The sequence below is a fragment of the Jiangella gansuensis DSM 44835 genome (genome assembly GCF_000515395.1).
GTDB lineage: Bacteria > Actinomycetota > Actinomycetes > Jiangellales > Jiangellaceae > Jiangella > Jiangella gansuensis.
On the sequence record NZ_KI911782.1, the window covers coordinates 3623118 to 3637632 of the forward strand.

Here is a 14515-nt window from a genome sequence, read left to right on the forward strand (position 1 = left end):
CGTGATCTGTTGCCGGGCACCCGGCGCGGGTAGCGTACGTTTGTTGGTGCGTCGGAACCCTACGAAACCCCGGATGACACATGGCCGTGCAGGAAAAACACGAGCTCGACGATGACGATGTCGTGCTGCCGGAGCGGCGCGCGTCGCTTAAGGTGCTGGGCTGGCTGTTGATCGTCGGCGGTGCGGTCGGACTGCTCGGCTCGGCCATGCTCGTCATCGAGCGCGTCCGGCTGCTCGAGGACCCCGGTTACACGCCGTCATGCAGCTTCAACCCGGTCGTCACCTGTGGCCAGGTCATGGAGAGCTGGCAGGGGTCGCTGTTCGGGTTCCCCAACCCGGTCATCGGGGTGGCGGCGTTCCCCGTCGTCATCACCATCGGCGTCGTGGCGCTGACCGGCGGCAAGCTGCCGCGCTGGTTCTGGCTCGGGCTCAACGCCGGCGCGCTGGCCGGCGCGGTGTTCATCACCTGGCTGTTCACCCAGAGCGTCTACTACATCGGCGCGCTGTGCCCGTATTGCATGGCGGTGTGGGTCGCGACCATCCCGATCTTCGTCTACACGACGGGCTACAACCTTTCCGAGGGGCACCTCAAGGCGCCGCCGGCGTTGCGCCGGGCCGTCGTCGACAGCCGTGGCCTCATCGTCACCGTGTGGTACCTGATCATCGCCATCCTGATCACCATCGAGTTCTGGGACCGCTGGTACCTCGTCTTCTGACCCGCCCCCGCGGCCGGGAAATGATCACGTCCACCTGGGGTACTCCCGCTCCACCATGAATGCTTGCCTGGTGAAGCGGGAGAAGTCCTGCCGGCGGGCCCGACGCCCACTGCGGTGACCCGTCGTGCGCTATCCTGAGAGATGTGCGAGGCCTGCTGCTCCTTACCGGGCCGCGCTGACTGGTAGCGGACGCCCTCAGCGGCGTCACGTCGGCGCGGCTGACCCCTCCTGCGTGAGGGGTCTCTTCTTGTTAGGGGCCTGACGTTCCGGCCCGAAACAGACGACGTAGGGACGAATTCCGATGAGCGAGACGCAGACCGGCACGACCACGACGCCTGCCGAGGACGCACCGTACCGCTACAACGCCGAGCTGGCCGGCACGATCGAGCAGCGCTGGCAGGACCGCTGGGAGCACGAGGGCACGTTCAACGCGCCGAATCCCTCCGGGCCGCTGGCCGAGGGCGGCGACGACCTGCCGTCCAACAAGTTCTTCGTGATGGACATGTTCCCCTATCCGTCCGGGCGGGGGCTGCACGTCGGTCATCCGCTGGGCTACATCGCCACCGACGTCATCGGCCGGTTCCGGCGCATGTGCGGCGACAACGTCCTGCACGCGCTGGCCTACGACGCCTTCGGGCTGCCGGCCGAGCAGTACGCCGTCCAGACCGGCCAGCACCCGCGCAAGACCACCGAGGAGAACATCACGACGATGCGCCGGCAGCTGCGCCGGCTGGGGCTGGGACACGACACCCGCCGCTCGTTCGCGACGATCGACCCGGAGTACGTCCGCTGGACCCAGTGGATCTTCCTGCAGATCTTCAACTCCTGGTTCGACACCGAGGCCGACGGCGGACGGGGCCGGGCGCGGCCCATCGCCGAGCTGGTCGAGCAGTTCGAACGGGGTGAGCGGCCGGTTCCGGGCGGGCGCGCCTGGAGCGAGCTGAGCAAGGCCGAGCGCAACGCCGTCGTCGACGACCACCGGCTGGCGTACGTGTCGGAGTCGCCGGTGAACTGGTGCCCGGGGCTGGGCACCGTGCTGGCCAACGAGGAGGTCACCGCCGACGGCCGCAGCGAGCGCGGCAACTTCCCGGTCTTCAAGCGCAACCTGCGCCAGTGGATGATGCGCATCACCGCCTACGCGGACCGGCTGATCGACGACCTGGACCGCATCGACTGGCCGGAGAAGGTCCGCACGATGCAGCGCAACTGGATCGGGCGGTCCACCGGCGCGACGGTCCGGTTCGCCTCCGACGCCGGTGACGTGGAGGTTTTCACCACCCGGCCGGACACCCTGTTCGGCGCGACGTTCATGGTGGTGGCACCCGAGCACCCGCTGGTCGAGGCGCTGACGCCGTCGTCGTGGCCGGAGGGGACGAAGCCGGCCTGGACCGGCGGGCACACGACCCCAGCCGACGCCGTCGCCGCCTACCGCGCGCAGGCCGCCGGAAAAACAGAGACGGAGCGTCAGGCTGCGACGTCGGAGGGCCGCGACAAGACCGGCGTCTTCACCGGTTCGTTCGCCGTCAACCCGGTCAACGGCCAGCGCATCCCCGTCTTCGTCGCCGACTACGTCCTGATGGGTTACGGCACCGGCGCCATCATGGCGGTGCCTGGTCAGGACGAGCGCGACTGGGAGTTCGCCGAGCGCTTCGACCTGCCGATCATCCGGACGGTGCAGCCGCCGGACGACTTCGACGGCGAGGCGTACACCGGCGAGGGCCCGGCCATCAACTCCGCGAACGACGAGATCTCCCTGAACGGGCGGCCGGTCGACGACGCCAAGGCCGCGATCATCGCGTGGCTGGAGTCGAAGGGCACCGGCGAGGGCACCGTCACCTACCGGCTGCGCGACTGGCTGTTCAGCCGGCAGCGCTACTGGGGCGAGCCGTTCCCCATCGTGTACGACGAGGACGGCGCGCCGATCGCCCTGCCCGACCACATGCTGCCGGTCGACCTGCCCGAGGTGCCCGACTACTCGCCGAAGACCTATGACGCCGACGCCGCGGACACCACGCCCGAGCCTCCGCTGGCCCGGGTGCCGGAGTGGGTCGAGGTCGAACTGGACCTGGGCGACGGCCCCAAGCGCTACCGCCGCGACACCAACACCATGCCCAACTGGGCCGGCTCCTGCTGGTACGAGCTGCGCTACGTCGACCCCACCGCCTCCGACCGGCTGGTCGACCCCGAGAACGAGCGCTACTGGATGGGCCCGCGCACCGACCGCCGGGCCGGCGGCGTCGACCTGTACATCGGCGGCATCGAACACGGGGTGCTGCACCTGCTGTACTCCCGCTTCTGGCACAAGGTGCTGTTCGACCTGGGCCACGTCTCCAGCGAGGAGCCCTTCCACAAGCTGTTCAACCAGGGCTACATCCAGGCGTACGCCTACACCGACGACCGCGGCCAGTACGTCCCCGCCGACGAGGTCATCGAAGAGGAACAGGACGGGAAGTCCGTGTGGTTCTTCGAGGGGAAGCCGGTCAACCGCGAGTACGGCAAGATGGGCAAGAGCCTGAAGAACATCGTCACGCCCGACGACATGTACAGCGCCTACGGCGCCGACACGTTCCGGGTGTACGAGATGTCGATGGGCCCGCTGGACATGTCCCGGCCCTGGGAGACCCGAGCGGTCGTCGGCTCACTGCGGTTCCTGCAGCGCGTCTGGCGCAACATCGTTTCGGAAGACACAGGTGAAACCGTCGTTTCGGTGCGGTCCGCCGACGACGAAACCCGCCGCATCCTGCACCGCACCATCGCCGCGGTCCGTGCCGACATGGAGGCGATGCGATTCAACACCGCCATCGCCCGCATGATCGAGCTGAACAACCACCTGACCAAGCTGGACTCCGTCCCGCGAGAGGCGGCCGAGGCGCTGGTGCTGATGCTGGCCCCCGTCGCTCCGCACATCGCCGAGGAACTGTGGTCGCGGCTGGGCCACCCGCAGTCGCTGGCGCGGGAGCCGTTCCCCGTCGCCGACCCGGCACTGCTGGTCGACGACACCGTCACCTGTGTCGTCCAGGTGGCCGGGAAGGTCCGCGACCGGCTGCAGGTGCCGCCGTCCGTCGACGACGACACCCTGCGTGAGCTGGCGCTGGCGTCCGAGGCGGTGCAGCGCACGCTGGACGGCCGCGGGGTGCGCACCGTGATCGTCCGGGCGCCCAAACTGGTCAACGTCGTCCCGGCCTGAGCCGGGCGGGCTCGGATGCCGGAACGGGTCGCGGTCGTCACCGACTCCACGGCGCACCTCGCCACCGAGGACGCCGTCGAGCGCGGCATCGAGGTGGTGCCGCTGCAGGTCGTCGTCGACGGGTCGGCGATGGACGAGGGCACCGGCATCGGCCCACGTGAGGTCGCCGAGGCGCTGCGCCGGCACGTCCCGGTGACGACGTCGCGGCCCAGCCCGCGCTCGTTCCTCGACGTCTACGAGTCGGCGGCGGCGCAGGGCGCGTCGAGTGTCGTGTCGGTGCACCTGTCCGGCAGCCTGTCCGGCACGGCCGACGCCGCCCGGCTCGCCGCCCGCGACGCCCCCGTCCCCGTGCACGTCGTCGACTCCCGGTCGCTCGGCATGGGGCTGGGCTTCGCCGTCCAGACGGCGGCGAGCGCGGCCGCGCGAGGCCTGACGGCCGACGAGGTCGCCGAGCTGGCGCGGGACCGCGCGGTCCGGTCGTCGGCGTTCTTCTACGTGGACACACTGGAATACCTGCGTCGCGGCGGCCGCGTCGGTGCGGCAACGGCGGTGGTCGGGACGGCGCTGGCGATCAAACCGCTGTTACACCTGCACGACGGGTGGATCGAGCTGCTGGAGAAGGTGCGCACGTCCGGACGGGCGCGAGCCCGGCTCGAGGACCTGGCCGTCGCCGCGGCCGCGGCGGCACCCGGGCCCGTCGACGTCGCCGTCCACCACCTCGACAACGCCACCCGCGCCGGGCAGCTGGCGCAGCGGCTGCGCGAACGGCTGCCCTCGATGAGCACCCTGGTGGTCAGCGAGGTCGGAGCGGTGATCGGCGCCCATGTCGGGCCGGGCATGCTGGCGGTTGTGATCAGCCCGCGGTGACACATGGGTCGCTGTGGGAGCCGCGTCGTGACGGCTCGGAGTTTGTCGGTGACCGTTGACAGGATGTGAGGGCAGCTCCTGCTCGTCTCGCGTCACCCGAGAGGATAGCTCCATGGCTCCGAGATCGTCCGAGGTCTTCAACCTCACCTTCGACGCCGCCGACCCGGACCGGCTGGCCCGCTTCTGGGCCACCGCGCTGGGCTACGAGATGGAACCGCCGCCTGACGGTTTCGGCTCGTGGCCGGAGGCGTTGGCGGCCTGGAACATCCCCGAGGACCGCTGGGACAGCGCCAGCGCCGTCGTCGACCCCGCCGGCGTGCTGCCGCGCATCTTCTTCCAGAAGGTCGCCGAGCCGAAAACCGCGAAGAACCGGGTTCACCTGGATGTGCGGTCCTGGCGGGGCGCCGAAGCGTCACCGGCCGAGCGCCGGGACCTGGTCGACGCCAGGGCACGCGAGCTGGTCGAGGCCGGCGCCACCGTCGTCGGGCCGGTCGAAGACCTCGGTTCGTACTGGGTGGTCATGCTCGACCCGGAGGGCAACGAGTTCTGTGTGACCTGAGCCGGCGGAAAGGCCCCGGTGCCCTGGTTCACTGGTGCCATGACGACGGATCCCTGGCAGGTCGACCGCCTCGACCTCGACGGCTACCTCGCGCGCCTCGATCTGCCGGCCAGTGAGCCGAGTCGCGCGGCGTTGGACGAGCTGCACGAGGCGCACGTCCGCACGTTCACCTTCGACAACATCGATGTCCTGCTCGGGCAACACCCGGGAGTCGACCTCGACGCAGTGCAGGACAAGTTCGTCGGCCGGGGCCGGGGCGGCTACTGCTTCGAGCACTCGACGGTGTTCGCCGCTGCCCTGCAGCGGCTGGGCTACGACGTACGCCGTCACCTCGGAAGGGTCGGCGACCCGGCGGATGGCAGCCAGCAGGGCCGCACCCATATGGTCGTCGAGGTCGTGCTCGACGGGCAGCGGCTGCTGTGCGACCCCGGCTTCGGCATGAGCGTGCTGCGGCCGATCCCATTGACCGACGGCGCCGAGGACGACCACCGCGGCTGGCGCTACCGCGTCGACAGCGGCGACGGGTCATGGGCGATGCGCCGCTGGCGCGACGACGGCTGGCTGATGATGCACACCACCGACGAGCTGTCCGTGCTGCCGGTCGATGTCGCGATCGGGCACCATTACACCAGCACCCACCCCGCGTCGCACTTCAGCCGTACCCTCGTCCTCGCCCGGCACCTCCCGGGCCGGCACGTCACCGTCACCCACGAGACCGTCACCGTGCGCCGCGCCGGCGCACCCACCGAGCATCGCCCGTTGGGCGAGGGCGAGCTGGCCGACTGGCTGCGGGTCCTCGACGTACCGCTCACCGCGGATGAGGAGCGGGGGCTCCTCACCCGCGTCACGGGTATGCGGAGCTGACCCGACGGCGATCCTGGGCGGAGGGGTGCGGATCCCGCCCCGGGTCGCCGCGATGCTCCCCACCGTCAGTGCGCTGGGACGGAGACACACACGAGGACGGTGTCGTCCATCGCTTCCAGCTCGCCCGGTGAGTGCTCGGGGACCTGGACGAAGCCGCCGGCTTCGACCACGATGTCCCTGCCGCCGCTGCGAATCCGGAGTGAGCCGCGTATGACGACCCACACCTCCTCGTACGGCGCCGGCAGGTCTGCGCGTTCGCCGCGACCGAAGTGCGCCGAGTAGGCGCTCAGCGGGCCTCCGTCGACCTTCTCCACGGCTGGGGTGATGAAGATCCGGCGCTCGCCGAACTGCACGGTTCGGTCGTTCTTCGCCGTGTCGAACGCTCGGACGGCGGTTGTCGCGTCCATGCCAGAGTTCCCTTCACGAGTGCGGAGCTTCGGTCGTCAGCTGTGGCACTGATCCGCTTCCTCCGAGCGTCCGGCGACGGGGTCGGCCTCGCCATGCGGTTCCTCGTCGATGCGGGCGGTCCGGAGCCCCCAGAAGACCAACACGGCCAGGACCGCGAGACCGATGGCGGCGAGCAGGTAGGCATCACGGGTCGCGACGGTGAACGCGGCCTGTGCCGCCTCGGAGAGCTGCGCCGCGAGGTCCGGGGGCAGATCCTGCGTTGCGGTGATCGCCCCGCCGATGTTCTGGACGCTCTGCTCCGCTGCCTGGTGGTCCAGCCCGCTCGGGAGGGTGTCCTGGAGGGCGCGGGAATACCCGACGTAGGCGACCGTGCCACCCAGCGCCAGCCCCGCCGTGTTGCCCAGGCTTCCTCCGACTTCCTGCATCGCCTGCGCGGAGCCTGTCTGGTGGACCGGGGCATGTGTGAGCACCACGTTCGTTCCGAGCGCGAACACCGGCGCAACCCCGGCGGCCAGCAGCGCGGCGGCACCGACGAGGAGAAGCGTGGACGACTCCGGCCCGGCGGACACCACCATGAGCATGCTGACCGCGCCGGCGAGAGCCACCAGCACACCCAGTCCTATGGCGTTCCCGGGGCGGAGCCAGCGAAGGAGCACCGGCGATGCCGCCGTGGCCGCCACCGAGACGAGGGCCGGAATCACCAGGAGGGCACCCGCGGCAAGAGGTGAGTGGCCGATCACCACCTGGAGGTGCTGGGCGAACTGCAGGTCGGCGCCGGCGGTCGCCGTGATCACCAGCCAGATGGCGACGAGGCCGAGTGAGAACGGTACGGACCGGAACAGCGTCAGGTCCAGCAAGGGGTCGGCGAGCATCCGCTGCCGGCGGACGAAGGCGGCGATCAGCAACACACCGGCGGCTGCAGCCAGCCCATGTACGACGTTCCATCCACTCGCGGCGAGTTCCTGGACGCCGTAGACGATCCCGACGATGCCCGTCAACGACAGCCCGATGCTGAGGACGTCGACGCGGCCGGTTCCGGTGCCGTCGACGTTCGGCAACAGGCGGCGGGCGAGCAGGGCCACAGCGAGGGCGACCGGGACGTTGACCAGGAAGATGGAGCCCCACCAGAAGTGTTCGAGCATGACACCGCCGACCGGCGGTCCCAGCGCCATGCCCCCGGAGAACGCCGCCATGAACAGCGCCACCGCGGTCGAGAACTGCCGCGGGATCGGGAACATTCGACGGAGCAGGGCCATGCCCGCCGGTGCCATGGTGACCGCCGATGCACCGAGCAGCATCCGGGCCACGATGAGGACCTCGACCGAAGGCGCGAAGGCCGCCAGAGCAGAGGCCAGGCCGTAGGCGAGCATGCCGAGGGTGAGCAGCCGACGGGGGCCGAACCGGTCCACGAGCCGACCCGCCGTGAGGACCAGGCCGGCGCCGGCGATGTCTCCGATGTGCAGGACCCACAGCTGCTGTGTGCCGGACGGCAGCAGATCGGCCGCGATGGTCGGGATGGCGAGGAAGAGCACGGTCATGTCGAGGGCGGTCATGAAGACGGGCACCATCAGCAGACTCAGCCCGATCCATGCGCGACTGTCGACCCTGGACGCTGGTGGATCCTGCATGCCAGCCACGAAACCTCCTTTACGCTACGGTACGTTTCGTATTTATTTTACGGTACCGTGGATGCCATGGCTACCGGCAGAGGCCGCCCCCGGGACACGCAGATCGACGCGGCAGTGCTCCAGGCGACCGCCGAGGTCCTCGACCAGCAGGGATACCGCGGCGTGATCATCGAGGACGTGGCCCGGCGGGCGGGCGTCAGCAAGACCGCGGTCTACCGGCGCTGGCCGAACCGGCACCGCTTGACCCTCGCCGTCCTCGAGGACCGCCTGGGCAGAATCGAGGCTCCGAGCACCGGCTGCACCTTGTGCGACCTGCACGAATGCCTGGCGCTGATCACCAACGCCTTCTGCCGTCTCGGGGCGGGCACCCTCGCTCAACTCATCGCCGAGGGCGACGACGACCCCTCCGCGCACCAGCACCTCACCGAAGCCGTGCTCGACCCTCCACGGCGAGCGGTCCACCGGACCTTGTTCGAGGCACGCCAGCGTGGCGACCTCAGAAGTGAAGTCGATCTGCCGCTCGCTGTCGACGCCCTCAGCTCCCTCGTCTTCTACCGGCTGCTCCTCGGCGCCGATCCGATGGATCCGGACGAGATCGAGGCGGTCGTCATCGCACTCCTGCGCGGAATCGCCGCGGACGCCGACGCCCTGCTGCGCGAGGCCGCCGGACACGAGGAACACCAACCACAGTCCTGAGACCCAGCAGCGGTATGACGGCGGCCGGGGGAGAGCGAGTCGGACGTCCACGGACGGCTCCGGGGCGGGCCGATTCGGTCGGCTGCGGCGCGCAGAGGCCGCTTCGGCAGCCCGACCGGTCGGGGAACGGTGCTGACAGACAGGCTTCTGTCCACAGCCCTTGACCAGCGGCATCGCTTGTCCACATTCGGGCATTCACCCCTGGATCGCGACGCTGCGCCGGCCTAGCGTCGCTGGACATGCGATCGCTGCGCAGCCGCCCCGCCGACCCCCGCACCCCCGCCGTCGCGCGGGCCCGGGTGGCGCGGCTGGCAGGGTCGGCTCGCGTGGTTCCACCCGCCGGTGGTGACGGGACGAGCGGCGAACGCGGCTGGTGGAGCGACGCCGACGGACCGGGCGGCGCCGGCGGGTTGGGTGACGCCGACGGGTGGGACGAAGCCGAGGCTCTGGCCGTCGCCGACGCGCCGACTGGCCACGGTGGTCGACATCGGCGCACGGACGGGCCACCGGGTGCACCGGCCGGCGGCGTCCTCGGCCGTACCGGTGGCGAGGGCCTCGACGACGGACCTGCTCGCGACGCCGACAAGGCCGGGCGTGATGCGGACGGGGCGGGCCGCTATGCCGCCGACGGTGCACGGGGCAGCGAGGGCGATTGGCCGGCGGCGGTCCATGACCACCTGCCGTTGGCGCTACGGGTCCGGCTGCGCCTGGAACGCGGCCACGTCACCGTCGTCGTGCTGGTGGTGCTGCTGGGAGTGCTCGGCGCGGCAGTCGTGTACCTGGTGTCCCGGCCCCAGGTCGTGCCCATCGACGCCGAGATCACGGCCACCGGCACGCCGGCTCATGCGGACGACGACGCCAGGCCCGAGCCGCCTGCCGCCGACGAAGCCGAACCCGGCGGAGCCGGCGACGGCAGCGGCACTGGGAGCGGTGCCGGCGCGGCGCCGGCGGGCACCATCATGATCCACGTCGCGGGGCTCGTGGCCGCACCGGGAGTCGTCGAACTGCCGGCCGGAACCCGGGTCGTCGACGCCATCGAGGCAGCGGGCGGACCGACCGCCGAGGCCGACCTGACCCCGCTCAACCTCGCCCGCGTCCTGACCGACGGCGAGCAGGTCATCGTCACTGCCGAACCGCCGGCCGGCCAGCCGGCGGTGCCGCCACCACCCGATCCCGGAGCCGGCGTTCCCGTAGGCCCACCGGCCGGTCCGGTGAACCTCAACACCGCGACCGCCGCCGACCTCGACACGCTACCCGGCATCGGTCCCACCCTCGCCGGCCGGATCCTCGAGTGGCGCGAGCAGCACGGCCGCTTCACCACCGTCGACGAGCTGCGCGAAGTCTCCGGTATCGGCGAGCAGCGCTTCGCCGAGCTCGAACCTCTGGTGGCGGTATGACCACCGTTCCCGGCGGGTCCTCCACACCTGAACCGCCCGGCCCGGGCCGCTCCGAGGGCCGGTCCTCGACGCTCGGCGGCTCTTCGGCATCAGACCCGGCCGACACCATCGACCTCCGGCTGGTGCCGGTCGCCGTGGCCCTCTGGCTGGGTGCTCTGGCCGGCGTGGCGCTGCCGCGCTGGGTGGGTCTCGGCGTGTGCGCGCTGGCCATCGCAGCTGGCGTCGTGTCGGTCGCCGTCGGCCCTGCCAACAGGCGTGACCCGGCAGTCGGGCGCGACCCGGCCGGTAGGCGCGCCGTCGTCGTCGCCGCGATGTGTCTGCTGGCGGGCGTCGCGGTCGGCACGGCGCGATCGTCGCCGGTCTGGAACGGTCCGGTGTCCGACCTCGCCGCAGCAGGGGCACACGTCCAGCTCGACGGTGTCGTCGCGCGCGACCCCGCGATCCGGCAGAGCGGGACCGCGGGTGACGAACGCGGCGCCGCCCAGTACGTCGTCGGGCGGATCCGGGTCGACGAGGTCATCGGCCGCGGCCGCACCTACGAGGTCCGCGTGCCTGTGCTGCTGGTCAGCGGCGACCTCGGCTGGGCCGATCTCTTGCCTGGTCAACGGGTCCGTGCTGAGGGTCGGCTCGAGGCAACTGACGAGGCCAGACCCGAGGTCGCCGCCGTCTTCCGGCCATACGGCGGGCCGGGGGAGACCGGGCCGCCGAGCCTCGCCAGCCGCGCCACGGAGCCGTTCCGCGACGGTCTGCGCCGCAGCGTCGACGGCGTCCACCGGGACGCGCGCGGGCTGATCCCCGGCCTCGTCATCGGCGACGAGTCGCTCATGCCTGACGACCTGCGCGAGGCCATGACGGTGTCCGGGCTGACCCACCTGACCGCCGTGTCCGGCACGAACATCACCATCCTGCTGGTGGTCGCGCTGGGTCTGGCTCGCTGGAGCCGGGTGCGCGGTTATGTGCTCCCCGTGGTCGGAACTGTGTGCGTGGCCGGGTTCGTGCTGCTCGCGCGGCCCGAGCCCAGCGTGGTCCGGGCCGCGGCGATGGGTGTGGTGGCGGTCGTGGGTGTCGCTCTCACCGGGCGTCGCCGAGGGGTACCGGCGTTGTCGGCGGCGGTGTGCGTCCTGGTGCTGGTCGACCCATGGCTGGCTCGCAGCGTCGGCTTCGCACTGTCGGTGCTCGCCACGGCCGGCATCCTGCTTCTCGTACCGGCCTGGGGCCGGGCGCTGCGCTGGTTGCCGCGTCCGCTGGCGCTCGCGGTGACGGTGCCGCTGGCAGCCCAGGTGGCGTGTACGCCAGTCCTGCTGGCCGTGGCGGGCGAGCTGAGCCTCGCCGCGCTGCCGGCAAACATGCTTGCCGCCCCGGCGGTGGCTCCGGCGACGGTGTTCGGGGTCGCCGCGGCGGCCGTGAGTCCGGTGGCGATGCCGGTGGCGACGGCGCTCGGCTGGCTCGCGTCCCTGCCGGCCTGGTGGATCGGGGTGGCGGCGCGGTGGTTCGCTGACCAGCCGGGAGCGGTGGTGCCGTGGCCGCCGGGCGTCGGCGGCGTGGTCGTGGCCGTCGTGCTCGTGATCCTGGCGCTGGTGGCGGTGCCCATGGTGCTGCGCCGGCCGGTCGTGTCCGCGGCCGCCGGCACCGTGCTGCTTGTCGGCCTGTTGAAGGCGGTGCCCACGCCGGGATGGCCGCCGCCGGGCTGGCTGGTCGTCGCCTGCGACGTCGGCCAGGGCGATGCGCTGGTGTTACGTGCGGGCGAGAGGGCGGCCGTGGTCGTCGATGCCGGGCCGGAGCCGCGCCACGTCCGGCGTTGCCTCGATGCGCTCGCTGTGGAGCATGTGCCGCTGCTGGTGCTCACGCATTTCCACGCCGACCACGTGTCCGGCGTTCCCGGCGTGCTCGCCGGACGCGCCGTCGGGCAGGTGCTCGTCTCGCCGCTGGACGACCCGCCGGCGAACGCCGCGCAGGTCCGGCACTGGCTTGACGCGGCCGGTGTGCCGGTGCGCGTCGCACAGGCCGGTGAACGGCGGCGCATCGGCCCGGCGCTCGAGCTCGAGGTGCTCTGGCCGCGCCGGCTCATCACCTCGGCGGAGTCGGCGTCCAACAACAGCAGCGTGGTCGTCACCGCCGACGTCGACGGCGTCGGCGTGCTGCTCACCGGCGACCTCGAACCGGCCGCGCAGCGAGCCCTGCTCAGCGCCGAGCCAGACCTGACGGCCGACGTGCTCAAGGTCGCCCACCACGGCTCGCCGCATCAGGACCACGATCTGCTGACCGGTGTGGACGCCCGGCTCGCCCTGATCAGCGTCGGCGACAACGACTACGGGCACCCGGCGCCTCGGGTTCTCGATGCCCTGCACGCTGACGGCGTAGGCGTCTATCGCACCGACGAGCACGGCAGTATCGCCGTGGTCAGGTCCGAGCGGGGTGGGCTGTCCGGCGGGCTCGGGGGGCTGGGGGTGGTGACGGGTGGGCCGCGCGTTCCCGCCTCCCGCGGCCGTGGCGCCGAGCGGACCGGTACCGGCGGCCGCGGACCACCAGGCACGTCACCTCGCCCGGCGGACCGGCCACACGGCGAGCTCCGCCTCCGAACCACCGGTCGTGAGATGGGCGCCGAGGTTGTCGGGACCACGTGGCATGCTGTGATGCGACATGGCTGCGCTATCCACCGACCCCCTCGTTCCGGTCACGCTCGTCACCGGTCCGGAGGCCCTGCTCGCCGAACGGGCCGTCGCCGCGGTGGTCCGCGCCGCCCGCGCGGCCGACTCCGACGCCGATGTCTCCCACGTCGCCGGTTCCGAGCTCAACGCCGGCATCCTGGCCGAGCACGCGAGCCCGTCGCTGTTCGCCACCCGGCGGGTGCTCGTGGTCAACGACGTCCAGGACGTCAGCGAGTCCGCCGGCGAGGCCCTGCTGGGTTACCTCCGTGCGCCGGTCGAGGACATCCACCTGGTGCTGGTTCACCCGGGCGGGGTCAAGGGCAAGAAGCTGCTCACGGCGCTGCGGAAGACTGGCGTGCACGAGGTCCCCGCCGAACGGATCACCCGCCCGGACGACCAGGTGAGCTTCGTTCGCGCCGAGGTGCGGCGCGCCGGCGGGCGCATTGACGAGGGCGCGGCACGTCAGCTGGTCGAGGCCGTGGGCGGTGACCTGCGCGGCCTGGCGTCGGCGGCGGGTCAGCTCGCCGCCGACGCGCCCGACGGTGCGGTCACCGGCCAGGTCGTCGCCATGTACTTCGAGGGCCGGGCCGAGGTCAAAGGCTGGGTGGTGGCCGACCGCGCCGTCGAGGGCAAGACCGGCGAGGCGGTGGAGCAGTTGCGGTGGGCGCTGGAGACCGGCACCGACCCGGTGCTGATCACCGGCGCGCTCGCCACCTCGCTGCGTTCGTTGGCCAGGCTGGCTGGATCCCCGCGTGGTCTGCGCGATGCCGACGTCGCCCGCGACCTCGGCATCCCGCCGTGGAAGGTGCGCATCCTGCGTGGGCAGCTGCGGGGGTGGACGCCGGCGGGTCTGGCCGGCGCCATTCGCGTGGTCGCCGACGCGGACCTCGCGGTCAAGGGTGCCGGCAACGACGCGACCCTCGCCTTGACCACGGCGCTCGTGCAGATCGGCATCGTTCGCGCCGCCTGACTCACCGCGGCGCGTCGGTACTCCGCCTCGCATCACCGACCCGGCCAGTCCCACACCCGCTGGGCCGCTGCCGACGACCGGCTCAGCGGGTTCGGCGGGTCCGCCCGAGCCGCATCGCACCTCGCCTGACGGCCCTGGTCGGTGGGCGCACGACAACGGCGCCGTCCGCCCGGAAGGCCGGGGAACGGCGCCGTCGGTGAGCCGAGGAGGCCGAGCCTCAGAGCGAGGCGGCCCGCTTGGCGATCGAGGACTTGCGGTTGGCCGCCTGGTTCTTGTGGATGACGCCCTTGGACGCGGCCTTGTCGAGCTGCTGCGCCGCAGTGCGGGCCAGCGTGGTGGCCTGCTCGGTCTCGCCGGCGTCAGCGGCTTCGTGGAACTTCCGGATGGACGTCTTCAGCGACGACTTGACGGCCTTGTTGCGCAGTCGAGCCTTCTCGTTGGTGAGAATGCGCTTCTTCTGGGACTTGATGTTCGCCACGAAACGTGTGCCTTCGGTCGGTTCGGATGGGTCGTGAGGGCGTCGGGCGTCCTCGGACCTGCGACAGTGGGGGCCATCGCAGCGGCGAGAGGTCGTC

11 protein-coding genes and 1 pseudogene are annotated in these 14515 nt (G+C 71.6%); 9 read left to right on the top strand and 3 right to left on the bottom strand.

What is annotated here, in order from left to right:
* Positions 1–80 precede the first annotated feature (80 nt).
* The 5 genes from JIAGA_RS30440 to JIAGA_RS30445 all read left to right on the top strand — a co-directional run bounded on the left by JIAGA_RS30440 (position 81) and on the right by JIAGA_RS30445 (position 6193).
* Positions 81–716 carry a vitamin K epoxide reductase family protein gene (locus JIAGA_RS30440; RefSeq protein WP_051426204.1) on the top strand — a complete coding sequence of 212 codons (636 nt, stop codon included), beginning with the start codon at positions 81–83 and terminating at the stop codon, positions 714–716.
* A gap of 301 nt (positions 717–1017) precedes the next feature.
* Positions 1018–3903 carry a leucine--tRNA ligase gene (gene leuS, locus JIAGA_RS0117155; protein ID WP_026876617.1) on the top strand — a complete coding sequence of 962 codons (2886 nt, stop codon included), beginning with the start codon at positions 1018–1020 and terminating at the stop codon, positions 3901–3903.
* Positions 3904–3918: 15 nt separating this feature from the next.
* Entirely contained in the window at positions 3919–4770 is an 852-nt protein-coding gene (locus JIAGA_RS0117160; RefSeq protein ID WP_026876618.1) for a DegV family protein, read from the top strand.
* A 112-nt stretch (positions 4771–4882) separates the two neighbouring features.
* Positions 4883–5329 (top strand): VOC family protein, encoded by a 447-nt coding sequence (locus JIAGA_RS0117165; protein ID WP_026876619.1) that lies wholly within the window; start codon positions 4883–4885, stop codon positions 5327–5329.
* A 39-nt stretch (positions 5330–5368) separates the two neighbouring features.
* Positions 5369–6193: an arylamine N-acetyltransferase family protein gene (locus JIAGA_RS30445; RefSeq protein WP_035814545.1), complete on the top strand. Its 825-nt coding sequence runs from the start codon at positions 5369–5371 to the stop codon at positions 6191–6193.
* A 65-nt stretch (positions 6194–6258) separates the two neighbouring features.
* On the opposite strand, the gene JIAGA_RS0117175 is transcribed toward JIAGA_RS30445, so the two are convergent.
* Both JIAGA_RS0117175 and JIAGA_RS0117180 read right to left on the bottom strand, forming a co-directional pair.
* Positions 6259–6600, bottom strand: coding sequence for a cupin domain-containing protein (locus JIAGA_RS0117175; RefSeq protein WP_026876620.1), 342 nt, complete (start codon positions 6598–6600; stop codon positions 6259–6261).
* Positions 6601–6636: 36 nt separating this feature from the next.
* Positions 6637–8229 carry an MFS transporter gene (locus JIAGA_RS0117180; protein ID WP_026876621.1) on the bottom strand — a complete coding sequence of 531 codons (1593 nt, stop codon included), beginning with the start codon at positions 8227–8229 and terminating at the stop codon, positions 6637–6639.
* 66 nt (positions 8230–8295) lie between these two features.
* Between JIAGA_RS0117180 and JIAGA_RS30450 the strand changes: the two genes are divergently transcribed.
* The 4 genes and pseudogenes from JIAGA_RS30450 to holA all read left to right on the top strand — a co-directional run bounded on the left by JIAGA_RS30450 (position 8296) and on the right by holA (position 13940).
* Complete coding sequence (locus JIAGA_RS30450; protein ID WP_035812646.1) at positions 8296–8925, top strand: TetR/AcrR family transcriptional regulator; 630 nt, start codon at positions 8296–8298, stop codon at positions 8923–8925.
* 239 nt (positions 8926–9164) lie between these two features.
* Positions 9165–10322: a ComEA family DNA-binding protein gene (locus tag JIAGA_RS33220; protein WP_051426206.1), complete on the top strand. Its 1158-nt coding sequence runs from the start codon at positions 9165–9167 to the stop codon at positions 10320–10322.
* Positions 10323–11170: 848 nt separating this feature from the next.
* Positions 11171–12499: pseudogene (locus JIAGA_RS35730) on the top strand (ComEC/Rec2 family competence protein); the annotation flags it as partial.
* A gap of 463 nt (positions 12500–12962) precedes the next feature.
* Entirely contained in the window at positions 12963–13940 is a 978-nt protein-coding gene (holA, locus tag JIAGA_RS35735) for a DNA polymerase III subunit delta (RefSeq protein ID WP_026876623.1), read from the top strand.
* A gap of 217 nt (positions 13941–14157) precedes the next feature.
* On the opposite strand, the gene rpsT is transcribed toward holA, so the two are convergent.
* Positions 14158–14418, bottom strand: coding sequence for a 30S ribosomal protein S20 (gene rpsT, locus JIAGA_RS0117210; protein ID WP_026876624.1), 261 nt, complete (start codon positions 14416–14418; stop codon positions 14158–14160).
* Positions 14419–14515 lie beyond the last annotated feature (97 nt).